This window comes from Beggiatoa leptomitoformis (assembly GCF_001305575.3).
GTDB lineage: Bacteria > Pseudomonadota > Gammaproteobacteria > Beggiatoales > Beggiatoaceae > Beggiatoa > Beggiatoa leptomitoformis.
The window spans coordinates 1,907,219-1,929,918 of sequence record NZ_CP012373.2 but is presented as its reverse complement, the minus strand read 5'-3'; the positions used below and the strand labels follow the sequence as shown (position 1 = coordinate 1,929,918).

20 protein-coding genes and 1 other RNA gene are annotated in these 22,700 nt (G+C 41.7%); 12 read left to right on the top strand and 9 right to left on the bottom strand.

The genetic code is table 11. The features are described from left to right. Positions 1 to 12: 12 nt before the first annotated feature. The gene (gene glnK, locus AL038_RS08090) at positions 13 to 351 is read right to left on the bottom strand and encodes a P-II family nitrogen regulator (protein WP_002690718.1); all 339 of its coding nucleotides are present in this window, start codon (positions 349 to 351) and stop codon (positions 13 to 15) included. A 436-nt stretch (positions 352 to 787) separates the two neighbouring features. Between glnK and AL038_RS08085 the strand changes: the two genes are divergently transcribed. Together AL038_RS08085 and AL038_RS08080 are read left to right on the top strand one after the other, a co-directional pair. Next, positions 788 to 1,399, top strand: coding sequence for a 3'-5' exonuclease (locus tag AL038_RS08085; protein WP_062151551.1), 612 nt, complete (start codon positions 788 to 790; stop codon positions 1,397 to 1,399). 60 nt (positions 1,400 to 1,459) lie between these two features. Then, positions 1,460 to 1,804: an FKBP-type peptidyl-prolyl cis-trans isomerase gene (locus AL038_RS08080; protein WP_062151548.1), complete on the top strand. Its 345-nt coding sequence runs from the start codon at positions 1,460 to 1,462 to the stop codon at positions 1,802 to 1,804. Positions 1,805 to 1,933: 129 nt separating this feature from the next. Here AL038_RS08080 and ssrS read toward each other — a convergent pair. The 6 genes from ssrS to AL038_RS08050 all read right to left on the bottom strand — a co-directional run bounded on the left by ssrS (position 1,934) and on the right by AL038_RS08050 (position 5,665). Beyond that, a non-coding RNA gene (ssrS, locus tag AL038_RS08075) (6S RNA) lies at positions 1,934 to 2,112 on the bottom strand. Positions 2,113 to 2,173: 61 nt separating this feature from the next. Further along, positions 2,174 to 2,488 carry a cell division protein ZapA gene (locus tag AL038_RS08070; RefSeq protein WP_062151545.1) on the bottom strand — a complete coding sequence of 105 codons (315 nt, stop codon included), beginning with the start codon at positions 2,486 to 2,488 and terminating at the stop codon, positions 2,174 to 2,176. Beyond that, complete coding sequence (locus AL038_RS08065; RefSeq protein ID WP_062151542.1) at positions 2,485 to 2,694, bottom strand: TIGR02449 family protein; 210 nt, start codon at positions 2,692 to 2,694, stop codon at positions 2,485 to 2,487. The genes AL038_RS08070 and AL038_RS08065 overlap by 4 nt, the downstream gene beginning before the upstream one ends. Before the next feature lie 89 nt (positions 2,695 to 2,783). Then, positions 2,784 to 3,584, bottom strand: a complete 801-nt coding sequence (locus AL038_RS08060) for an MlaA family lipoprotein (protein ID WP_062151539.1) — start codon at positions 3,582 to 3,584, stop codon at positions 2,784 to 2,786. 287 nt (positions 3,585 to 3,871) lie between these two features. Then, complete coding sequence (locus AL038_RS08055; protein ID WP_062151537.1) at positions 3,872 to 4,270, bottom strand: GFA family protein; 399 nt, start codon at positions 4,268 to 4,270, stop codon at positions 3,872 to 3,874. Positions 4,271 to 4,453: 183 nt separating this feature from the next. Continuing rightward, a complete protein-coding gene (locus AL038_RS08050; RefSeq protein ID WP_101539216.1) occupies positions 4,454 to 5,665 on the bottom strand; it encodes a tryptophan--tRNA ligase in 1,212 nt (403 codons plus the stop codon). Between the two features lie 390 nt (positions 5,666 to 6,055). Between AL038_RS08050 and AL038_RS18790 the strand changes: the two genes are divergently transcribed. The 7 genes from AL038_RS18790 to kdpE all read left to right on the top strand — a co-directional run bounded on the left by AL038_RS18790 (position 6,056) and on the right by kdpE (position 14,560). Next, positions 6,056 to 6,184 carry a hypothetical protein gene (locus tag AL038_RS18790; protein WP_272898045.1) on the top strand — a complete coding sequence of 43 codons (129 nt, stop codon included), beginning with the start codon at positions 6,056 to 6,058 and terminating at the stop codon, positions 6,182 to 6,184. A 306-nt stretch (positions 6,185 to 6,490) separates the two neighbouring features. Next, complete coding sequence (gene kdpF, locus AL038_RS08045) at positions 6,491 to 6,580, top strand: K(+)-transporting ATPase subunit F (protein ID WP_062151531.1); 90 nt, start codon at positions 6,491 to 6,493, stop codon at positions 6,578 to 6,580. Between the two features lie 5 nt (positions 6,581 to 6,585). Further along, positions 6,586 to 8,379: a potassium-transporting ATPase subunit KdpA gene (kdpA, locus tag AL038_RS08040; protein ID WP_201800143.1), complete on the top strand. Its 1,794-nt coding sequence runs from the start codon at positions 6,586 to 6,588 to the stop codon at positions 8,377 to 8,379. Positions 8,380 to 8,391: 12 nt separating this feature from the next. Next, complete coding sequence (gene kdpB / locus AL038_RS08035) at positions 8,392 to 10,479, top strand: potassium-transporting ATPase subunit KdpB (protein ID WP_062151526.1); 2,088 nt, start codon at positions 8,392 to 8,394, stop codon at positions 10,477 to 10,479. 62 nt (positions 10,480 to 10,541) lie between these two features. Continuing rightward, positions 10,542 to 11,120, top strand: coding sequence for a potassium-transporting ATPase subunit KdpC (kdpC, locus tag AL038_RS08030; protein ID WP_062151522.1), 579 nt, complete (start codon positions 10,542 to 10,544; stop codon positions 11,118 to 11,120). Positions 11,121 to 11,133: 13 nt separating this feature from the next. Then, positions 11,134 to 13,875, top strand: a complete 2,742-nt coding sequence (kdpD, locus tag AL038_RS08025) for a two-component system sensor histidine kinase KdpD (protein WP_062151519.1) — start codon at positions 11,134 to 11,136, stop codon at positions 13,873 to 13,875. Beyond that, positions 13,868 to 14,560, top strand: a complete 693-nt coding sequence (gene kdpE, locus AL038_RS08020) for a two-component system response regulator KdpE (RefSeq protein WP_062151516.1) — start codon at positions 13,868 to 13,870, stop codon at positions 14,558 to 14,560. The genes kdpD and kdpE overlap by 8 nt, the downstream gene beginning before the upstream one ends. Before the next feature lie 96 nt (positions 14,561 to 14,656). On the opposite strand, the gene AL038_RS18785 is transcribed toward kdpE, so the two are convergent. Further along, on the bottom strand, positions 14,657 to 14,791 hold the full coding sequence (locus AL038_RS18785; RefSeq protein WP_272898044.1) for a hypothetical protein: 135 nt from the start codon (positions 14,789 to 14,791) through the stop codon (positions 14,657 to 14,659). A gap of 464 nt (positions 14,792 to 15,255) precedes the next feature. On the opposite strand from AL038_RS18785, the gene ccmI reads away from it, so the two are divergent. Further along, positions 15,256 to 16,476, top strand: a complete 1,221-nt coding sequence (gene ccmI / locus AL038_RS08015) for a c-type cytochrome biogenesis protein CcmI (protein ID WP_062151513.1) — start codon at positions 15,256 to 15,258, stop codon at positions 16,474 to 16,476. Positions 16,477 to 16,628: 152 nt separating this feature from the next. Here the strand turns inward: ccmI and AL038_RS08010 are convergent, their stop codons facing one another. Then, positions 16,629 to 19,646, bottom strand: coding sequence for a DEAD/DEAH box helicase (locus tag AL038_RS08010; RefSeq protein WP_062151510.1), 3,018 nt, complete (start codon positions 19,644 to 19,646; stop codon positions 16,629 to 16,631). A gap of 840 nt (positions 19,647 to 20,486) precedes the next feature. Here AL038_RS08010 and dapC point away from each other — a divergent pair. Together dapC and dapD are read left to right on the top strand one after the other, a co-directional pair. Then, complete coding sequence (gene dapC, locus AL038_RS08005; protein WP_062151505.1) at positions 20,487 to 21,692, top strand: succinyldiaminopimelate transaminase; 1,206 nt, start codon at positions 20,487 to 20,489, stop codon at positions 21,690 to 21,692. A 12-nt stretch (positions 21,693 to 21,704) separates the two neighbouring features. Beyond that, positions 21,705 to 22,529, top strand: coding sequence for a 2,3,4,5-tetrahydropyridine-2,6-dicarboxylate N-succinyltransferase (dapD, locus tag AL038_RS08000; protein WP_062151502.1), 825 nt, complete (start codon positions 21,705 to 21,707; stop codon positions 22,527 to 22,529). The last annotated feature ends 171 nt before the right edge of the window (positions 22,530 to 22,700 follow it).

Genomic DNA, 22,700 nt, shown 5'->3' with positions numbered 1-22,700 from the left:
GGGATATATTTGTTACAGCGCGTCGCTTCCTGTTTCGCCTGTACGAATTCGAATGGCTTGTTCTAAATCAAACACAAAAATTTTACCATCACCAATTTTGCCTGTATTTGCAGCTTTTGTAATTGCATCAATAACTTGCTCAACCAAGTCATCTTGAATAGCCGCTTCAATTTTTACTTTAGGTAGAAAATCAACGACATATTCTGCACCGCGATATAATTCAGTATGACCTTTTTGCCGTCCAAATCCTTTTACTTCTGTTACAGTAATGCCCTGTACACCGATATCTGATAAAGACTCGCGCACATCGTCAAGCTTGAAAGGTTTGATAATGGCAGTCACCATCTTCATGGGTATTTCCTCCTAACGGTAAATAAAATAAAAGAAAAATTAAATGCTCTCACATGAGCCTATTTTCACAATTGCAATTACATTTTCACAATTCTTGCATCTTTTTTGATAAAACCTGCAAAGAAAATGTGCCAATATGTTACAGCAGAAACAGCAAAACAACGAATAGTAACGTAAAAAAAGCGATTTTTTTGATAAAACCAGATACCGCTTACAATCCATAATTTTGTGCGATAAACGCAGAATACCGTTTACCTATAATTGAGGTGTTTACACAAATACAATAACTATGCCATGCTTTATTTTTATTTAAAAACATTATATTATAACTGTTTATCGTCTAAACACAGCAAATAGGCAAATATTTTTTGCACTAAATAAGTGCATAAAAACTTTTAAACTGCACTATAATAAAACACACAAACATGGTTGCATCATGCACATCATTATTATTGATTTTGAGACAACGGGTTTATCTCCACAACATGGTGCGCGCCCCACTGAAGTGGCTGCTGTACGAATTAAAAATGGTCAAATAACTGACCATTATCAAAGTTTAATGAATGCAGGTGTTTCAATTCCAGCCTTTATTGAAAACTTGACAGGCATTAATAATACAATGATTCGTACAGCCCCCCCTGTTCACCAAGTAATGCACGAATTAGCAGAATTCATCGGTGATACCCCACTCGTAGCACATAATGCGGTTTTTGATAGCAAGTTTTTAGATATTGAGTTAGCACATATTGGTTTACAGCGACGACAAGAAATGTTGTGTTCCTTGTTGTTAGCACGACGATGCTATCCACACGCGCCCACCCATAAATTAACAGATTTAATAAAATATATAGGGTTACCATCTGATGGTCACGCACATCGTGCTTTAGCCGATGTACAAATGACCGCACGTTTATGGTTGCACATGCTGGCGCATTTATGCTGTACTTATCACTTATCTCATGTTCCCCTGCCTTTGTTGGCACAAATTCAGCGGATACCTGTTCACTCTTTAACGCGTTTTATGTCCCATTACTGCAAGGGCGCATGATGAACAGGGTTGTAGAAAGTTTCTATAAACACTTATCAATTTAATCAAGGAATACATAGCATGGCTGAAATAACAACAGCAAGTGGTTTAATTTATGAAGATACTGTCGTTGGGACAGGCGCGGAAGCGGTTGCAGGTAAAAAAGTCTCTGTCCACTATTCAGGCTGGCTAACCAATGGTCAACCGTTTGATTCTAGCAAACAACGCAACGAAGCATTTCAATTTATATTAGGTGGGCGACAAGTTATTGCAGGATGGGATGAAGGTGTTCAAGGCATGAAAATTGGGGGAACACGTAAATTAACAATTCCACCACAACTAGGCTATGGCGCGCGAGGTGCGGGCGGTGTCATTCCACCTAATGCAACGTTAATTTTTGAAGTAGAATTATTAGCGATATTGTAAGAACTGTTAGGGTGCGGATACTGCGCCCTTTTTTTTAGTATTTTAATACGTTAATAAAACGAAGATTAGAGGATTGATTTAAACGGTCAACTGCAGAATGATGAAGGGATAAACAAGAGGAAAAGCATCCACCTACCTATTTTGCTACGGCGACATCTCTGAACCGGGTGGTTCAAGTGGGTACGTCGAGCGACCTTTCAGGCTTCCCATGACAAGATGGGCATGCACAACAAGATCATTTAACTCTCTATTCCCAAGATGTGAAGTTAGGTTCAAGAGTTTTTAAAGCCCTCACAACACGGGCAGGGGATGCCGAAAACGTTACATTTTGCTTTGCTTCTCAGATTGAGAGAAGCCTTGATTTCAAGACTACCGCTTTATTTCATGTAAGGCAAGATTAATTTTTTCTTGTAGCGAGTTTATCTGATTTTTTAAGCCGTTATTCTCCGTCTCATACCCTTGCTTATAGCGAAAATACTCATGAATAATATTGAGTGCGCTTACTACAACGATACGTTCCGTACTTACGACCTTGCCACCATCACGGACTTCTTTCACCTTTTTATTTAGGTAATTAGCAGATGCAATTAACGTTTCTTTTTCCTCTTCAGGACAGGCAACAACATAATCTTTATCTAAAATATGCAAGCTGACAGGAATTGTTTTGCCGCTATAACTGCTCATACATTTATTTCCAAAGTTTTTAAGCGTTCAATCATCGCCTCAACACGATTTCGCGCTAATTGGTTTTTTTCCAATAACACTGTCCGTTCTTCTAGCAAACGGTCTTGTTGTTGACGCAATTGTCGATTTTCTTCTGCCAATTGCACACAAATGGCTAATAATTCATCCAGATGGTTTTCAAATAATCGTAGATCAGCGTTTTCCATTGCGTTCTGGCTTCTTGTGATTTTTCTAATTGAGGGAATTAACCGCAATTTTATAGGCTAAAAAACACTTGTTGCCGCTAGGAGAAAAATTATTTCTTCGATGGCGGAGTGCTAGTTTTTGGTTCGTTTTTATTATCTTCTATATCACTAAACAAATCATCTAATTCCTCAGAAGACTCTTGTTTTGGTGGGTTACCATCATAAACCAAGAATCGGCGACTTTGTAAATAAGCATTACGCAAGTAGATGTATTGGTCTAATGCACCTTGGTCAACCACTTTTTCAACACCAATCAAGTCTGCTCGTTTATCAACGGCACTGACAACATTTGTTACTGCAATAAAGCCATTTGTTTTATCACCATTGCCAACATACCAGCGCGGGTCTAAGGCTAAATCACCCACCCAGCCAACTGTGTCACGGGTGGAACTAGGACCAAAAAAGGGTAAAACAATATATGAACCATCGCCAATCCCCCAATAACCCAATGTTTGCCCAAAATCTTCATAATGTTTAGGAAAACCAAACGTTGTGCCAACATCTAAAATACCAAAAATACCAATGGTTGAATTGAATAATAACCGCATGGTGTCAGAGGCTGCCTGCGGTACTTTCAGTTGCAATACATCATTAACCACAACAACGACATCACCAATATTGCTAAATACATTAGAAATGCCTTGATTTAAGGGCGTTGGTGTAATTTCCCGATAAGTCATCGCAACTGGACGTAAAACAGCATCATCAATCGCTTGGTTAAATGCATAAATTTTACGATTCATAGGTTCATAAGGATCAACATCATTGGTTGTAATACCCGTACAACCTGCAAGGCATAATGTAGCGAACGATAAGGAAAAAGATAAGGGACGTATATGAGCGGTCAGCATAAAATCAGCACTGTAAGGGAAGTAATATTAATAGGTTCTTCATGCAAAAAGCATAAAGTATTGCTTATAAATGTTCAATGCAGAGAAATTTATTCATACCTACGTGGTTTTTGAATAACGCATATTGTTTCATTTATCTTAGCGAAAATAATCACACAAGCGATGTTAAATGCAGAATACGCAAGTCATCTTATTGCAGTGTATAGACAAAATAAAATAAAAAAAGAGCCTGACATCAATTAAAACAAGCACAAGGCTTGACTTTATATTTTTGGTCAATGAAAAAATTATAAAATCTCTTCTGATTCTTGTGCTAGTCCATCATTCAGTATGATCCACGGCAGCTTATTATTAACCCAAATATGTCGATTGGGTGCATATAGTGAGGGATTATCTAAAGAAGTTACGCTAATATCCAAGGTATCAGATGCAAGACGTGTATAAAGACTTAATTGCGTACCGCAATGAGAACAAAAATAGCGTTCACATTCTGGCGCGGAGCGATACATAGCAGGTTCACCTTGTGTCCATTGAAACGCGGTTAATGGAACACTCGCCCACGTAATACTTGTTCCACCACTGACACGCCGACAAATAGAGCAATGACAAATAGCGACATCTGTCAATGTCGTTTGCTCAATGTGATAACGAATTTCTCCACAATAACAACCGCCTAATATGCTCACCTATTTACGCCTCCGCCGAAAAATAATTAAAAAAATACACTGTTTGAGCAACAACGTTTCGGTAGAAAGGACGGGTTTATTCGTCCTTACAGAATAGATTTCTTACAAACGGACAAAAAAATAAACAATGGATAATACAGCTTGAAGCGGTACTATCCATTGTTTGCAAACGGTCTCATCACCTTAACGATATGATAAACCCATTACCTGTCTTACTTCCTCTAACGTTTCACGAGCGACAGCACGGGCTTTTTCACAACCTTCCGTCATAATCGCACGAACAGTTTCAGGCGATTCTTGATAACGTTTACACTTTTCTTGAATTGGGGCAAGTTCTTTTATAATGCCTTCAATCACAGGTTGTTTACACTCAATACAGCCGATAGTTGCACTACGACAGCCCTCTTGTACCCATGCTTTCACATCATCAGGTGAATAAACTTTATGCAACTGCCAAACGGGGCACTTTTCAGGTTCACCCGCATCAGTCCGTCGGACACGGGCGGGGTCTGTTGGCATTGTGCGGACTTTTTGTTCTACGTTTACAGGCGTTTCACGTAAGGTAATCGTATTGCCATACGATTTAGACATTTTCTGTCCATCCAACCCCGGCATTTTTGACGTTTCTGTTAATAACGCCTCTGGTTCGGGTAAAATAGTTCGTGTTTCACCCTCTAAAAAGCCTAATAACCGTTTTTTATCGCCTAAGCTAATATTTTGCTGAGCGTTCACTAACACTTGTGCCGTGCTTAAGGCTTCGCCGTCACCTTGCTCCTGATAACGTTTACGTAACTCATTATATAAATTTGCATTTTTCTTACCCATTTTCCGTGTAGCCTCTTTGGCTTTTTCTTGAAAATCGGGTTCACGTCCGTAAAGAAAATTAAACCGTCGTGCCAATTCACGTGTAATTTCCACATGGGCCACTTGATCTTCGCCAACAGGAACAAGCCCTGCTTTGTAAATTAAAATATCTGCACTTTGCAACAAGGGATAGCCTAGAAAACCATAGGTTGCGAGGTCTTTATCTTTAAGCTTCTGCTGTTGGTCTTTATAAGTAGGCACTCGTTCCAACCAACTTAACGGTGTGGACATAGACAACAATAAATGCAGTTCTGCATGTTCGGGTACTTTAGATTGAATAAATAAGGTCGCTTCACTGGGGTTAATTCCAACAGAAAGCCAATCAATAAGCATATCCCATACACTTGGGGCTATTAAGCTGACATCATCATATTGCGTGGTCAATGCGTGCCAATCAGCGGCAAAGAAAAAACAGCGGTATTCATATTGCAGTTTTATCCAATTTTTCAGCACACCATGATAATGTCCTAAATGTAATTGACCTGTTGGTCGCATGCCAGACAGTACCCTTTGTGAAGTAGCTAAACTCAACCCTATTCTCCTTAAAATCAATACAACAAAATGTGAATACCCTACGCCAATTTTACCAATTAAATTATTTGTACAATCAAAGTGGATAATAAATTGATTTCCATAAGCAGCATTGTAATGGATAGTCCTTCCACTTTAAACGTGTATCCCGCTGCCAACGTATTCAGCATAATACCCATCAGCGGTTAAAGACATCAGAACCAGAACAAGAAATATACGAAAAACGGTAATACTTTAAAGAACCAGTGATATTAAAATAAGAAAACTGAAAATTACAGAATGATCGTTAAGAAGCTGATTTGTCCAAGCTGCAAAGCGACACCGTAAAATACAGAAAAACCCGCTCAGGCAGTAGAAATTAACGAGAAAATCGACGGGCGCGTCGAAAAAATGCGCTTTAACAAAGAAAAGACTACGATTAAATACAATGACAGCCTGACATTAAGCGGCATTAAATTACACAGTTATGAAAGTGCCATTGCTTATTTTGTTGTCTATGAATTAATGCGCGGTGCTTAATCTTTTCTTGTGTCTCCGCTTTGTGGAGAATCAGAACAATTCGGCATTATCTAACGCTACCATTGCACTATTTTCCCCATTCCTTAACTTCTCAGAATATTCCCGCCCAATTTTTACATTTCCTTTACACCGCCCTACCCAGTTTTTACACAATTTTTAGAGATTTTTCGATAAGCTTTTTACTGTCGAAATAACCCTGTGTAGGAGTTGAGTAATGATGGATATCGTCTTCGTGGGTGCAATCATGGCATTGCTACTGATTAGCGGCGCACTGGTGACAGGATGCGCCAAATTGGGAGAACGTCAATGAGTACCATCTATATTATCGGTGCAGTGGTCGCTGGTGGTCTGTTCGTGTATTTAATCTTCGCGCTGTTAAATGCGGAGGATTTGTAATGAGCATGTCTTCAATCCTTTTACCCTGTGTTTTACTAATAATTTTATTTGCTTGCGCCTATCCGCTGGGATTTTACCTTGCCAAAGTTGGCGAAGCGCAACCAATCACGGCTTGGACGAATGCAGTTGAACATCGCTTATATCAACTTGCAGGTATTGATGCCCATGCCAATATGAACTGGAAAAGCTATGCGATGGCGTTATTAGTTTTCAATGCAATCGGCACGCTTGCGGTTTATACCGTGCAACGGGTTCAAACATGGTTGCCGCTAAATCCCCAAGGTTTTGGTAATGTAAGCCCCGATTCCGCCTTTAATACCGCCGTGAGTTTCATCAGCAACACCAATTGGCAAGGTTACAGCGGCGAATCTAGCATGAGTTATTTAACGCAAATGCTTGTGCTGACGGGACAGAATTTTTTCTCCGCCGCCACAGGTATGGCCGTTGCCTATGCTTTGATTCGGGGCTTTTCTTCACATTCTGCCAAAACCATCGGCAATTTTTGGGTCGATGTCACCCGCTCCACCTTGTATGTGTTACTGCCTTTATCCACACTATTTGCGATTTTTTTGATGAGTCAAGGCGTGATTCAAAACTTCGCCGCGTATAAGGACATGACTTTACTTGATCCTGTCAGCTATACCCAAGCGAAAATATCCCCATCAGGTCAAGCACTGAATGATGAAAAAGGCAATCCATTAATGGAAACCGTAAGCAGCCCTATCCAAAGCCTTGCGATGGGACCTGTGGCTTCACAAGAAGCAATTAAATTATTGGGCACAAATGGCGGCGGTTTCTTCAATACCAATTCAGCCCATCCTTTTGAAAATCCCACCGCTATTTCTAACATATTTCAACTCTTGGCGATTTTGTTAATTCCAACGGCATTGTGTTTTGCCTTTGGAAAAATGGTAGGCGATATGCGGCAAGCATGGGCAATTCTTGGCGCAATGACGATAGTCTTTGTCATCATGAGCAGTGTTGTACTCATCAGCGAACAACAAGCACACCCCGTATTACAAACCCTAGGCATTGATCAAAACCGCAGCGAATTTCAAGCAGGCGGCAATATGGAAGGCAAAGAAACGCGATTTGGTATCAGTGCCTCAGCCTTATTTGCCGCAGTGACCACTGCAACTTCTTGTGGAGCGGTGAATGCAATGCACGATTCATTTATGCCCTTGGGCGGCATTGTGCCTTTAGTGCTTATGCAGTTTGGAGAAGTGATATTTGGTGGTGTCGGCTCAGGTTTATACGGCATGTTGATTTTTGCAGTGTTAGCCGTCTTTATTGCAGGGCTGATGATTGGGCGTACTCCCGAATATTTAGGCAAGAAAATTCAAGCTTTTGAAATGAAAATGACTTCCATCACGATTTTAGTCACGCCCATACTGGTCTTGAGTTTTAGCGCGCTGGCGTTAATGACCGAAGCGGGGAGAAGCAGTATTGCCAATCCCAATGCGCATGGTTTTTCTGAAATTTTATACGCGTTTACCTCAGCTGCGAATAATAACGGTAGCGCGTTTGCGGGTTTAAATGCCAATACCCCATTTTACAATGTGCTATTAGCCGTGGTGATGTGGTTTGGACGTTTTGCGATGATTATTCCTATCTTGGCGATTGCAGGTTCACTGGCAGAAAAGAAACGCTTAGCAGTCACCGCAGGCACGATGCCCACACAAGGGTTACTGTTCGTGAGCTTATTGGTCAGTATCGTGGTGTTAGTCGGGGTGCTAAATTATATTCCCGCGCTGGCATTGGGTCCAATCGTTGAACACTTACAACTGTTTACACGCTAACAGGAAAATATCATGCACGTCATAGAAACCCATAGTTCACGTAGCCGTTTAAAGCTTTTCGATACCCAATTACTCGCTTTCGCCTTGGTCAATGCGTTTAAAAAACTGCATCCGCGTACCCAATGGCGCAGCCCTGTAATGTTTGTAGTATATGTCGGCAGTATTCTCACCAGTCTGTTGTTTATACAAGCACTGCTCACTACAGGTGAAACCCGTCCAAGCTTTATTCTCGCCATTAGTCTGTGGTTATGGTTTACCGTACTGTTTGCCAACTTTGCCGAATCACTGGCAGAAAGTCGCAGTAAGGCACAAGCGGCTTCCTTACGCGCGCTGAAAAAAACTGTGATTGCAAAAAAACTCAGTGCGCCAACCCACGGGGCAACTTGGTTATCCATAATCGCCACTGAACTGCGCAAGGGCGATATCGTTTTAGTTGAAACGGGCGATGTCATTCCTGTGGATGGTGAGGTGATTGAAGGTATTGCCTCTGTGGATGAAAGCGCGATTACAGGAGAATCCGCGCCCGTGATTCGGGAATCGGGCGGTGATTTCTCAGCAGTGACGGGTGGTACGCGGGTGTTATCGGATTGGTTAATTGTCCGTATTGTGGTCAATCCCGGCGAGGCGTTTATTGACCGCATGATTGCGATGGTGGAAGGCGCAAAACGCCAAAAGACCCCTAATGAAATCGCGTTAAATATTTTATTAATTGCCCTCACCTTAGTGTTTTTGGTGGTCACTGTCAGCTTATTACCCCTGTCTTTATTCGCAGTGGAAACCGCTAAACTCGGGCAACCGATTACTATAACTGTGTTAATTGCGCTGTTGGTCTGCCTTATTCCCACCACCATCGGCGGCTTATTGTCCACCATCGGTGTAGCGGGCATGAGCCGCATGATGCAAGCCAATGTGATTGCAACCTCGGGGCGTGCTGTTGAAGCCGCAGGCGATGTTGATGTCTTATTGCTAGATAAAACGGGTACGATTACCTTGGGCAATCGCCAAGCTTCGGCATTCATTCCCGCGCCGCATGTCAGCGAAGCACAATTAGCCAATGCAGCACAATTGGCTTCTTTGGCAGATGAAACCCCAGAAGGGCGCAGCATCGTGATTTTAGCAAAACAACGCTTTAATATTCGTGAGCGTGAAATGGAAACCTTGCACGCAAGCTTTGTCGCGTTTACTGCACAAACCCGAATGAGTGGCATTGACATGGGAACTCGTGCAATTCGCAAAGGCGCTGCGGAAACCATGCGCGCTTATGTCGAATCTTTGGGACATTTGTTTCCTGAAGAAGTGAGCAAAGCGGTGGAAGATATTGCACGGCGCGGCAGCACGCCCTTGGTGGTAGTGGATGCAGAACGGGTTATGGGCACGGTGGAGTTAAAAGATATAGTCAAAGGCGGCATTAAAGAACGTTTTGCCGAATTGCGCCGTATGGGTATCAAAACCGTGATGATTACAGGAGATAATCGACTAACTGCAGCGGCGATTGCGGCGGAAGCAGGTGTAGATGATTTTCTCGCAGAAGCCACGCCTGAACAAAAGCTCAAATTGATTCGCAGTTATCAAGCCGAAGGACGTTTAGTGGCGATGACTGGTGACGGCACAAACGATGCGCCCGCGTTAGCACAAGCTGATGTTGCCGTGGCGATGAATTCGGGCACGCAAGCCGCAAAGGAAGCGGGCAATATGGTGGATTTGGATTCCAATCCCACTAAACTGTTGGAAATTGTTGAAATTGGCAAACAGATGCTGATGACGCGCGGTTCTTTGACCACGTTTTCAATTGCTAATGATATTGCCAAATATTTCGCGATAATTCCTACAGCATTTACCAGCACTTATCCCCAGTTAAATCTGCTCAATGTGATGCAATTAAACAGTCCTGCCTCTGCAATTTTGTCTGCAGTGATTTTTAATGCCCTGATTATTTTATTTTTGATTCCCTTGGCGTTAACGGGTGTGAAATATCAAGCGGTCGGTGCAGCCTTATTGTTGCAACGTAATTTATTACTATATGGACTGGGCGGCATTATCGTGCCTTTTGTGGGTATCAAGTTAATTGATATATTATTGAATATAAATAATTTTGTGTAGAACATGACGCAGTGGTTTTAAACCCAGTGACTATGATCACGCATACATTAAGGAGTTATCACATGATCGCTATGTTTCGTCCCGCATTGGTATTATTTGCCGTACTAACTTTACTGTGTGGCGTTGCCTATCCCGCATTAATTACAGGCATTGGACAAATTGCCTTTCCCGTCCAAGCAGCAGGCAGTTTAGTCACGGTCAATGGAAAAGTGCTGGGTTCTACATTAATCGGACAAGCATTCACCGCACCGCATTATTTCTGGGGTAGAGCGTCGGCAACCAGCCCCATGCCCAATAATGCGGCCGCGTCTAGCGGTTCTAATCAAGGTCCGTTAAACCCTGCATTCATTGATGCCGTAAAAGCACGTATTGACGTACTAAAAGCGGCTGATCCTCAGAATATTGCCCCGATTCCTATCGATTTGGTCACAGCCTCTGCCAGCGGTTTAGACCCTGAAATCAGCATAGCGGCGGCGTATTATCAAGAAAATCGTATTGCACAAGCACGAAAATTGAGTCGTGATCAAGTGCACAATCTTGTGCTGCAACACCGTAAATCGCAAATTTTCGGTTTTTTAGGAGAAGCACGGGTTAATGTGTTAACACTGAATCTGGCATTAGACCAAATCTCTATCCCTTAACGACAGGTGTTGTATGTACCCTCACACCCATCAACGCCCTGACCCAGATGTATTATTGGCGCAGGTTCAAGTGCAAGAACGGCGCGCAAGTCGTGGCAAACTGCGTATTTATTTTGGCGCATCCGCAGGGGTTGGCAAAACCTATGCAATGCTGACCGCCGCCCGCAAACTGTATGCTGATCAACAGGATTTAATCGTCGGTATTGTGGAAACCCATGGACGTAGTGAAACCCTTGTTTTATTGGAAGGGTTGGACGTATTACCATTAAAAAATATTGAATATCATGGGCGTATGCTCACAGAGTTTGATATTGATGCCGCACTTGTCCGTCATCCTGCCTTAATTTTAGTGGATGAACTGGCACATTCTAATGCGCCGAATTCACGCCATCCTAAACGTTGGCAAGATGTTGAAGAATTACTGAGTGTGGGCATTGATGTATTTACCACTGTTAACGTACAACACTTAGAAAGTTTAAATGACGTGGTTGGGGGGATTACTGGGGTTCGGGTTTCTGAAACCTTGCCCGATACAGTGTTCGATAAAGCCGATGAAGTGGTGCTGGTGGATATTCCAGCCGATGAACTGTTGGCGCGTCTGAAAGCAGGCAAAGTCTATCAAATACCCCAAGCAGAACGTGCGTCACACAATTTTTTCCGCCGTGGAAATTTAATTGCACTGCGTGAACTGGCTTTGCGCCGCACGGCAGATCGGATAGAAGATGATGTACAAGCTTATCGTGTTGAAAAATCCATTAATACCGTTTGGAAAACTGATACGGCATTATTGGCATGTATTGGCGCACGTTCGGGCGATGAACATGTGATTCGGAGCACCGCCCGTCTCGCCAATCAACTGAATACCGATTGGCATGTAATTTATATCGAAACTCCGCAACTGCAAGATTTAACGATTGAACAGCATGCGCGGATTTTAAAAACCTTAAAACTGGGCGAAGACTTGGGTGCACGCACCGCGATTGTATCGGGCAATCATATTGCGCAAGAAATTATTGCCTATGCCCGCAGCCATAATTTTTCAAAAATTATTTTGGGACGCAATCACCGCCCAACATTTTGGCGTAGTTCCACATTACAACAGATTGCAAGCCTTGCCCCCGATATTGATTTAATTGAATTAGGACGCGCTACAGAAACCTCAGCGACCTCTAAAACCACCACCAGCGACGCATCTAATACCCAAAGCAATGCCACAATGTTCCCGCAAAATTTTTGGCATTATCTACTCGCAGTGCTGGCAAGTTTATTCACCGCTGCTGTTGCAACGCCGCTGCTACTCTATTTAGATTTAGCCAATATCGTAATGCTGTTCTTACTCACCGTGGTATTAGTTGCGGTGCGTTTTGGGAGAGGTCCTGCGGTAACTTCTACCGTGGTTGGTGTGGCAGCCTTTGATTTCTTTTTTGTCCCGCCCCGCTTTTCCTTTGCGGTTAGCGATGTGCAATATGTAGTCACTTTTGCCGTGATGCTTGTGGTGGGGTTGATTACGGCGCACTTAACCGCAGGCTTACGCTATCAAGCACGAATTGCCTCACGGCGTGAATCTCGCTCACGTGCTTTATATGAATTTGCCCGTGAACTGTCAAGCGCGTTGCAAACTGAACAGATATTTGAAATGACCCACAAGTTCATTGTCCGTACTTTTCGCGCCCAAGCAACATTACTATTGCCTGATCAGGCAGGACGTTTACAGACCCCGCTGAATGTTGCAGAAAACACGCCTGAGGTGACGAATAACACACTGTTAGATTTGGGTATCGCACAATGGGCCTTTGATCATGCCATGCCTGCAGGTGTGGGCACAGATACCTTACCAGGTAGTTCTTTTTTCTATTTACCCTTGGTTGCACCGATGCGTACCCGTGGCGTACTCGCAGTACAAATGGAAAATCGTCCTTGGATATTAATTCCTGAACAACACCAACAATTAGACACTTTTGCTGCATTAACCGCGATAGCTTTGGAGCGGGTACATTATATTGAAGTGGCACAAGATGCTTTACTGCATATGGAATCAGAACGCCTGCGAAATTCCTTATTGTCGGCATTATCCCATGATTTACGGACTCCGCTGACGGCTCTAGTCGGACTGTCGGAATCACTGTTAAGAAGTAAACCGCTCACTGAAGTGCAGCAAACCTTGAGTGCGGCTTTACACAAGGAAGCTTTACGCATGAGTCAATTAGTGTCTAATCTGTTAGACATGGCACGCATCCAAAGTGGCGAGGTGAAACTCAATCTACAATGGCAAGCGTTAGAAGAAGTGGTAGGCAGTGCCTTACGGGCGAGCGATTCGTTTTTAGGACAGCATGAAATACAGCTTCGTATGGCGCAGGATTTACCCTTGATTCCTATTGATGCGGTGCTCATTGAACGGGTTTTGTGTAATCTGCTAGAAAACGCAAGCAAATATACTCCAGCAGGCTCACGTATCACTATCACGGCTGAAGTGGGGCATGATTTTTTAGACGTTGCCGTGAATGATAACGGACCGGGACTTCCTGTGGGTAAAGAAGAAACTATTTTTGAAAAATTCACCCGAGGTGAGCGTGAATCTGCAACTCCCGGGATTGGATTAGGTTTAGCAATTTGTCGTGCCATTATTGAAGCGCACGGTGGAACGATTCGGGCGCGGCAAGTGCTGGGTGGTGGGGCATCGATACTGTTCACCCTGCCTCTCGGCACACCGCCTGCAATGCCTGAAGTTGATGAAAGTGAGTTGTATCATGACTGATGCGCCAACCCTGATCGCGCTGCTGGTGGAAGACGAGCCGCAAATTCGGCGTTTTGTGCGGCTGGCTTTGGAAGGGGAACACTGGCAAGTATTTGAAGCCGAAACTTTAAAACGTGGTTTAATTGATGCAGGCACACGAAAACCTGATTTAATCATCCTCGATTTGGGATTACCCGACGGAGATGGTGTTGATTTTGTCCGAGATGTGCGCCAATGGTCTAGCGTGCCGATTATTGTGCTGTCAGCGCGCGCCCATGAAACTGATAAAATTAATGCGCTGGATTTGGGTGCAGATGATTATTTAACCAAACCGTTTGGTATTGGGGAATTACTGGCACGGGTGCGTTCTGCATTGCGGCGACTGCATCAACCCACTACACACGGCATTATTCAATTTGGTGAAGTGGAAATTAATACACAAGCTCGCTTAGTCACTAAAGCCCAGCATAGAGTGCATTTAACTCCGATAGAATACCGTTTGTTGATGGTTTTAGTGACACATGCGGGACGTGTTGTGAGCAATCCGCAATTATTACGCGAGGTTTGGGGGCCTTCCCATTCAGAAAGAGGTCATTATTTGCGGGTATATATGGGACATTTGCGGCACAAGTTGGAAGATGATCCCGCGCAACCCCGCTATTTACTCACAGAAACTGCGGTGGGGTATCGCTTGCTGTTGCCCTGACTCGATGTCATTTTTCCTATAAATGCCTTATAATATAGCCACTTATAGCTTATCGCTATGAATTAATTCAATGCAGAACTACTGATTGCTTATTGCTTAGCCGTTTTGCAAACGAAACGGCATAGGTAGGCGGAAGCGTAAAATGGAGTCATTACCGCCTGCAATGCCGTCGCGCATAACTAAAATGGATCGTAATTGATTTTTTTTACAATCCGCGCCCGTTTGAGGCATTGCGCTGGTTATGGTTAATGTGCCAACTTTAATTTTTTCCCATTCATCAGGTTATTACTTGTTGAATGAAAACCCAACGCTATCCTAAAAGAGCAAAAACTATTTTACGCCTTCATTTCCTGTAAAATTCCTCCAATTTGCAATTTTTAGTAGGGGGAACAGACAGCTCACAGTCAGGCTTATCCCTACGACGCTACAAAGGGGTGAGCCATTGATTTTATTTTTGAATTATCAATTCATCCCATTCTGTCCAGTATTATCTTGAAATAATCGTTATAGTTATTGCACCTTAATACAAACTTGCTTGAAAATTGGTTACCTGATTGATTGAAATTTTTCTGTGCAGTGCAAATTAACAATAATTCCGTTGAATAAACACAGACGCGCTATTTTTCCCCTTAATCCATCATTAAGCCAAACACTTTACGCTATTAACCCTCTTTAAAAAAACTAGGATTTTGTTCATGTTGATTTTTTGGATTCTCACAGGCTTGCTGGTTATGCTGGCATTCGCCTTTATTATTCCCCCTTTTTTTACAAAAACGATGGTGCAAACCGAAGCACATGATGCGATTAATATCGCTATTTATAAAGAAAAATGCACAGAAATTGAAGCAGATGACAGTCTTGATGCTGAACAAAAACAATTAGCCAAGCAAGAGTTAAAAAAAACACTGGGTCAAGAACTGACAGGAAAAACACCGATACAAGGACAAGCCCGAGCGCGTTGGGCGAGTTTGCTCGTGATGATACTTGTACCCGTTTGTGCATTGGGTTTGTATTATCGTTTTGGCGCGCCACAATTAATTGAACCACCGCCACCCGCCCCCGTAATGGATGAAAAAATGGCGGAGTTTCCTAAAATGGTGGAAAAACTAGAAAAGAAAATGCAAGAAACACCTGATGACCCCGTTGGTTGGCAAATGTTGGGGCGTTCTTACATGATTTTACAACGTTATCAAGAAGCCGTGCCTGCGTTTAATCAAGTCATTCGTCTAAAAGGGGAAAAAGATGCACCCGCTTTAGTCGATTTGGCAGAAGCCATTGCCATGAGTAGCAATGAACAATTAGCAGGACAACCCAGTATTCTCCTCAATAATGCCCTTGCCATAGACCCAAATAATATGAAAGCCTTATGGTTAGCGGGATTAGCCGCCGCACAAGCGGGAGATTATCCAACAGCAATCACACATTGGGAGCACTTACTCGCCCAATTTAAACCCGAAGATGCAGAAGACCGACAAGCGATTGAAGGACATATCGCACAGGCTCGCGAACTGATGCAAACAGCGCAAACTGGAAATACGACCAAAACCACAGAAGCGAGCCCCGCAACCGTTGTGCAACTGCCTATTACCGTTACACTTGACGAGCGGTTAAAAAACCAATTACCCGCAAATGCAACGCTGTTTATTTATGCACGACCTGCACAAGGGGCAAAAATGCCTTTAGCGATTGTACGTAAACAGGCCAGTGAATTACCTGTTAATGTTGTATTAGATGACAATGCGAGCGTTATGCCGACGATGAAATTGTCGGGTGCAAAAGAAGTGATTGTTTTTGCCCGCGTGTCCGTCAGCGGTAATGCAATGCCACAAATGGGTGATTTATTGGGCGAAAGTACGACAATCAGCCTGCCACATACAGAACAGATTCAAATCACGATTGATCAAGTTGTGCCGTAACTAAAATACAAGCCAGTATCAAGAAAACAATGGAGAACACTACGTTAAGTAGCGTTCTCCATTGTATATCTTGACTGTTTGCAAGAAAGTTATTTTGTTTTTTGAAACATCGGGTTTATAGACGAAGTAAGTCCTAAATAAACAGTATGATATCAACTAACTAAGGGTTCAAATAACGCATCTAAATCGGTTAGTGACAACTGCACTGCCCCTTGTCCCGTGCCTGCAAACAATGCATCGGCTAACTGTTTTTTCCGTTCTTGCAAAGCCTGAATTTTCTCTTCTACTGTTCCCGCTGTAATAAACTTATATACAAATACTGTTTTTTCCTGTCCAATCCGATGAGCGCGGTCAGTTGCCTGCTCTTCTACCGCAGGATTCCACCAAGGATCATAATGAATAACCGTATCCGCCGCAGTCAGGTTTAATCCTGTTCCCCCCGCTTTTAAACTGATTAAAAACACAGGGATATCGCCATCCTGAAAGCGCGCAATAATTTCAGTTCGTTTTTGTGTTTGCCCTGTCAATATGACATAAGGAATCTCCGCTTGTTGAAAGGCTTCTTCTATCAGGGCTAACATACTGGTAAATTGCGAAAAAATAAGAATTTTCCGACCTTCTTCAATCATTTCAGGGACTAAATCCATTAATAAATTGAGCTTTGCGGATTGCTTTACTTTTTTAGCCGCACTGAGTGAGACAAGACGCGGGTCACAACAGACTTGACGTAATTTAAGCAAGGCATCAAGGATAATCAGTTGACTTCTTGCCATTCCTTTTTCTGCAATTTCTTTACGAACTTTATCGTGCATCGCTAAACGAATTGTTTCATACAAATCAAGTTGCGCACCTTCCATTTCTACCATCCGAACAATTTCATTTTTTTCAGGTAATTCTGCAATAACAAGCTCCTTAGTTCGGCGTAGCATAAATGGCTTTATCCGTCTCGATAGTGCTTGATGTCGCAGTAAATTTCCCTCTTTTTCTATGGGTTTACGAAATCGTTGATGAAAATGTTTTCTTGTTCCCAATAAACCGGGCATTAAAAAATGAAATAACGACCAAATTTCCCCTAAATGATTTTCTAGCGGTGTGCCTGTTAAGCACAAACGATGATTTGCCTTGATTTGATGTGCAACTAAAGTCGATTTCGCGCTAGGATTTTTAATATTTTGCGCTTCATCTAAAATCAGTAAATGATATTCATGTTTCAGTAAAAATTCTTTATCCCGCGCTAACAAGGGATAAGTCGTTAAAATTAAATCATGTGTACTTATTTGTTCAAATTGTTCTTTACGTTGTAACCCTTGCAAAACTAATACGCTCAAATTGGTTACAAAGCGTTGTGCTTCTGCTCGCCAATTGCCCATTAAACTGGTCGGCGCGATAATTAAACAAGGTTTTGTTAAACGCCCTTGTTGCTTTTCAATGGCGATATGTCCCAGTGTTTGCACCGTTTTTCCAAGTCCCATATCGTCCGCTAAAATACCCGCTAATTGGTACTCGCGTAAAAATTGTAACCAATTAACCCCTTGTTGTTGATAGGGTCGTAATGTTGCATGAAAATTAGATGGAAGCTTTACGGTTTTTATTCCTTGAAAATATTGTAATTTTCTGCCTAATGCCAGTAATTTATCTCCACCTAACCAACGTAATTGTGTTGCACCGATACTTGCTTCTAATTCAATCAGTTGTGCGGCTTGTAAATGATTAAGTTGCAGTCGTCCCGTTGAATCTAGCGCGGTATAGTCTAATAACTCAACTAATATACTGAGTATATTACGAATTCTACTAATAGCGATGGGCAATAAACGTTTATCTTCTAAGCGGACAGAAAGCGTTGTGTCATCAGGCAAGCTCAATAATTTGTTTAAATCCTGCGTTGTAGATACTTTTTTTAAGAGTTGTACTAATAAGGGTAATAAATTGATACGTTTGCCATTTATTTTAATACCCAGCGACAGGCTAAACCAATCTATTCCCGTCGTTTCGTCAATTTCACCATACCATTCTTCAATCGCTTCAGGGTGTACGATGTTGTATTGATAATTTTTGTCGATTTCAATTTCCCAACCTTCCGCTTGTAAGGCTGGTAATGTTGTTAGGAAAAAGTTAGAAAGATGTTCTTCTAACAAAAAAGAGTCGCGTAACAGAGAAACTTTTGGTACATAATTGAGTGTATGTCGTTGAGGCGTGAAAAAAAATGATTTACTATCAGGATGTTCCATTGTAGAAACAAATTGTAAGTCGTGTAAGGTTTGTTTGGCTGCGTCTTCTTTTTGTAAATCGCGTTTAATAGTTACCCGAACTTCATTGGTTTTATCCAAGTAGGAAAAGCTTTCACCTATAGATTCTAACGCATTGATAGTTCTATTTTTATATTGAAAAGTTAAACGAGCAAAAGGGATATTTTCTTGTATCTTATTCGCCGAAGAACGCATATTGGGTATTAATGGGACTGTTTGGCTAAATAAATGTAGGTGAATCTTGGGGGTATCGTTCTCTTGACGTGTTTGATAGGAAAAAAACGGTTTAGGAATATCTAACGTTGGGGCAAGATTTTCTAATTGAGCACACACTAAGGTTGCTTCTTCCGCTTTAAGGGTGGGGGCTTTAGAAACCATTAGCGCAACAGGATTGGGTAATCCTGTGATTAATTCGCCACATTCTGCCGTTTTTGTATCGACATACCATAATGGCATTAAAGGCAATATGTGTGCTGATGTATCGCCTTGAAAAGTAAAGTGTAAAATTTGGGTTTTATTATTTTGCGCTGTCCATTTTAAAGTCGCGGTGCGAACTTTACCGTCAGTGAGTGCGGCTGTTTTAGCATTTTCCCAATGACAGCGATTAGTCTTTAACATATCTAATAAAATGCTGGTGGTAATCTGGTCGGTCGGCATTAAAGAAAATGTAGAAACAATGTCATTGGTACGAACTTGGTTAATGGCTCTTAGTTGAGAAATAATGACACTATCATCAGGCGACATTATCAAATCACGTTGTATAAACGATGCAGGATTGATATTGCTATAACTGCCTTTTTCTGAGCGTTGCGCGCTAACAACCTCTACAACCAGTGTTTTATTGGTATCACCAAACAGTTTTAAACTTAAGAGATACAGTAAACATTTTTTGGTATTGCTTGTTGCTTTTATCCGATTATTCAATGCAGTTTCCAATCTACGTAAACAAACTTAAAAATAGTAATGGTGATAAAAAAAGGCAGAATGAAAAAGCGTTTCCTTCTTTTAGTTAAAAAAGGGGAGAGAAGTTTAACGTATTTTCAAAATAAATCCTTCTCAACCCTTTTTATTTCAAAGGGTGAGGCGTTCTTTTTGTCCCTGTAATTAGCGAAAAATAGCCATCCAATCTACTCGCTGTAACGAGCGATTCTTATGCCATTATAGTGATGATTGTAGAGGGTGAGGTGTTATTGAGTCTATGACTTCTAATAGACAGTAATGGTTTTGCTGATGCAGGAAAATAGTGAATTGCCTGATTTTATTAAATTTATCTTCTTTGAAAAGGTTAAAGTAATAGGATTTAATTATCTCACTTTTGCAACAAGGAATGGATTATAAAAAATTCTTTGTTGAACAGAATCAAAATTTTATGCTTTACTATCTTAAAATACGACTAACCCGTTCATCCGCATGATAAGCCTTATCACCCAACAAGTTATTTTACCGTATCTGCTGCATTTGAATAAAATAAACTAAATAAACAATTTATTATATTTAGGAAGCATTCCGATATGTTCTTTAATATCCTAAATTTAGCGGGTTTAGCTTTGACTATTATTTATCAGCAATTCGTAGCTATCTACTTATAATACAATAATTTTTTATTATTTAATAACAAGCTTCGATGATTGTTCTGCAAAAAGTCCTCTTTTACCTTAACACCCCTATTCAAACTCACCATTACCATTAAAAAATTTTACCCCTCACACTTTTCGCTTCCTTTATACTTATTCTCCTTTTTCCACTGCCTGTTAATCGTCTGCCATGAATCCTGATTTAAGCCGTTTACAGTCTTATCCTTTTGAAAAATTAACCGCTTTAAAAGCAGGGATTACGCCACCGTCCAACCTGCGCGAAATTAATTTATCCATCGGTGAACCACAACACCCAACACCGTCTTTTATTGTTGATGCTATGCAAAAAGCACTAACAACGGATTTAGGTAAATATCCAACCACAAAGGGAATCTTGGCATTACGTCAACAAATTACCCAATGGTTAGCTAAACGATTTCCTGAACTTGCACACGTCACGTTAGACCCAGAACGGCAAGTGCTGCCTGTTAATGGCACACGCGAAGCCCTGTTTGCTTTTGCACAAACGGTTATTGACCGACGGAAAAAAAATCCTTTGGTCTTAATGCCTAATCCGTTTTATCAAATTTATGAAGGGGCTGCATTATTAGCAGGCGCAAGTCCTTATTATTTATCCTGCTTGGCAGAAAATAATTTTCAACCTGATTTCGACGCAATTCCCGCTGATGTTTGGGCGGATTGCCAACTGATTTATATTTGTTCGCCCAATAATCCCAGTGGCACGTTGCTAGATAAATTAACATTACGTAAATTGATTGAAAAATCAGATGAATTCGGTTTTATTATCGCAGCCGATGAATGTTATATGGAATTGTACGCTGATGAAAACCAAGCACCGAGCAGTTTACTTGCCGTGTGTGCCGAAATGGGGCGGACAGATTTTAAAAATTGCGTTATTTTTCACAGTTTATCAAAACGTTCGAATGCACCCGGATTGCGCTCTGGTTTTGTCGCGGGGGATACTACTGTTTTACAACAATTTTTATTATATAGAACGTATCACGGTTGCGCGATGCCCTTAGCGGTACAAACAGCAAGTGTGGTGGCATGGGCAGAACAAGCGCATGTCAAAACAAATCGTGATTTGTATCGAGAAAAATTCGCTTTAATGCGCGAGATTTTATCGCCTGTTATTCCGATAGAAATACCGCCCGCCAGTTTTTATCTTTGGCAAAAAATCCCGATTAGTGATACGCAATTTGTACAACAATTATATTTAACCCAACGGCTTACAGTGCTACCGGGTAGTTATTTATCACGCACAATAGATGGGATTAATCCGGGTGAAAATCGGGTTCGTATCGCCCTTGTTCCTGATGTTGAGGATTGTCGTGAAGCCGCCCACCGTATTCGCCACTTTTTAGAAACCCTTTAGGAGTTTAACTTAATGAGTGAATTACAAAAAACAATTGAAGAAGCCTTTAACAATCGCGCAGAATTAAGCCCACGTCACATAAATCCTGTGATTGAAGAGGCCATTCGGGAAAGTATCGATTTGCTAGACCGTGGTGTTTTACGGGTTGCAGAGAAGCTACAGGGAAAATGGGTTGTTAATGAGTGGTTGAAAAAAGCCGTATTGTTATCTTTCCGTGTGTCAGATAACGAGTTTATTAAAGGTGGTTTTACCAATTATTACGACAAAGTTATCTCCAAATATGCAGACTGTAGTTCTAAAGATTTTCGTGAGCAAGGCGTGCGTATTGTTCCCCCTGCCACAGCGCGTAAAGGGGCATATATTGCGCCTAACGTTGTGTTAATGCCTTCTTATGTCAATATTGGGGCTTATGTGGATAGCGGAACAATGGTGGATACGTGGGCAACGGTTGGTTCATGTGCGCAAATTGGGAAAAATGTGCATTTGTCGGGCGGGGTTGGAATTGGTGGGGTTTTAGAACCCTTGCAAGCCTCACCGACGATTATTGAAGATAATTGTTTTATTGGCGCACGGTCTGAAATTGTAGAAGGCGTGGTTATCGGTGAAGGCTCTGTCATTTCTATGGGCGTTTTCATCGGGCAAAGTACAAAAATTTATCATCGTGAAACGGGTGCAGTGACTTATGGTTATGTCCCGCCCTATTCTGTTGTTGTTTCAGGTAATTTACCCTCTGCTGACGGAAAGTATAGTTTGTATTGTGCGGTTATTGTGAAACAAGTTGATGAAAAAACACGCGGAAAAGTCGGATTAAATGAATTATTGCGGGATATTGAGTAGTTAAAAAATCTCTGATTATTATGGATTAAAGGATAGTCTGCATCAGAATTTACTAAGTTTTCAGCATTAACTGAATTTAAAAGCATCTTTTATTCAGACCATTTGTCATAGGTATCATTGCTTGAAGCGATGTTATCCATGTTACTTTTTGTCTTTACGCTCGATTAATTC

Excerpts from the sequence above, each read along its gene's own strand:
- glnK (WP_002690718.1), bottom strand. The coding sequence starts at position 351 with ATGAAGATGGTGACTGCCATTATCAAACCTTTCAAGCTTGACGATGTG.
- kdpD (WP_062151519.1), top strand. The coding sequence starts at position 11,134 with ATGTACCCTCACACCCATCAACGCCCTGACCCAGATGTATTATTGGCG.
- AL038_RS08070 (WP_062151545.1), bottom strand. The coding sequence starts at position 2,488 with ATGAGCAGTTATAGCGGCAAAACAATTCCTGTCAGCTTGCATATTTTA.
- AL038_RS08080 (WP_062151548.1), top strand. The coding sequence starts at position 1,460 with ATGGCTGAAATAACAACAGCAAGTGGTTTAATTTATGAAGATACTGTC.
- AL038_RS08060 (WP_062151539.1), bottom strand. The coding sequence starts at position 3,584 with ATGCTGACCGCTCATATACGTCCCTTATCTTTTTCCTTATCGTTCGCT.
- AL038_RS08085 (WP_062151551.1), top strand. The coding sequence starts at position 788 with ATGCACATCATTATTATTGATTTTGAGACAACGGGTTTATCTCCACAA.
- kdpE (WP_062151516.1), top strand. The coding sequence starts at position 13,868 with ATGACTGATGCGCCAACCCTGATCGCGCTGCTGGTGGAAGACGAGCCG.
- AL038_RS18785 (WP_272898044.1), bottom strand. The coding sequence starts at position 14,791 with ATGCCTCAAACGGGCGCGGATTGTAAAAAAAATCAATTACGATCCATT.
- dapC (WP_062151505.1), top strand. The coding sequence starts at position 20,487 with ATGAATCCTGATTTAAGCCGTTTACAGTCTTATCCTTTTGAAAAATTA.
- kdpB (WP_062151526.1), top strand. The coding sequence starts at position 8,392 with ATGCACGTCATAGAAACCCATAGTTCACGTAGCCGTTTAAAGCTTTTC.
- dapD (WP_062151502.1), top strand. The coding sequence starts at position 21,705 with ATGAGTGAATTACAAAAAACAATTGAAGAAGCCTTTAACAATCGCGCA.
- kdpC (WP_062151522.1), top strand. The coding sequence starts at position 10,542 with ATGATCGCTATGTTTCGTCCCGCATTGGTATTATTTGCCGTACTAACT.
- AL038_RS08065 (WP_062151542.1), bottom strand. The coding sequence starts at position 2,694 with ATGGAAAACGCTGATCTACGATTATTTGAAAACCATCTGGATGAATTA.
- ccmI (WP_062151513.1), top strand. The coding sequence starts at position 15,256 with ATGTTGATTTTTTGGATTCTCACAGGCTTGCTGGTTATGCTGGCATTC.
- kdpA (WP_201800143.1), top strand. The coding sequence starts at position 6,586 with ATGTCTTCAATCCTTTTACCCTGTGTTTTACTAATAATTTTATTTGCT.
- kdpF (WP_062151531.1), top strand. The coding sequence starts at position 6,491 with ATGAGTACCATCTATATTATCGGTGCAGTGGTCGCTGGTGGTCTGTTC.
- AL038_RS18790 (WP_272898045.1), top strand. The coding sequence starts at position 6,056 with ATGCGCTTTAACAAAGAAAAGACTACGATTAAATACAATGACAGCCTG.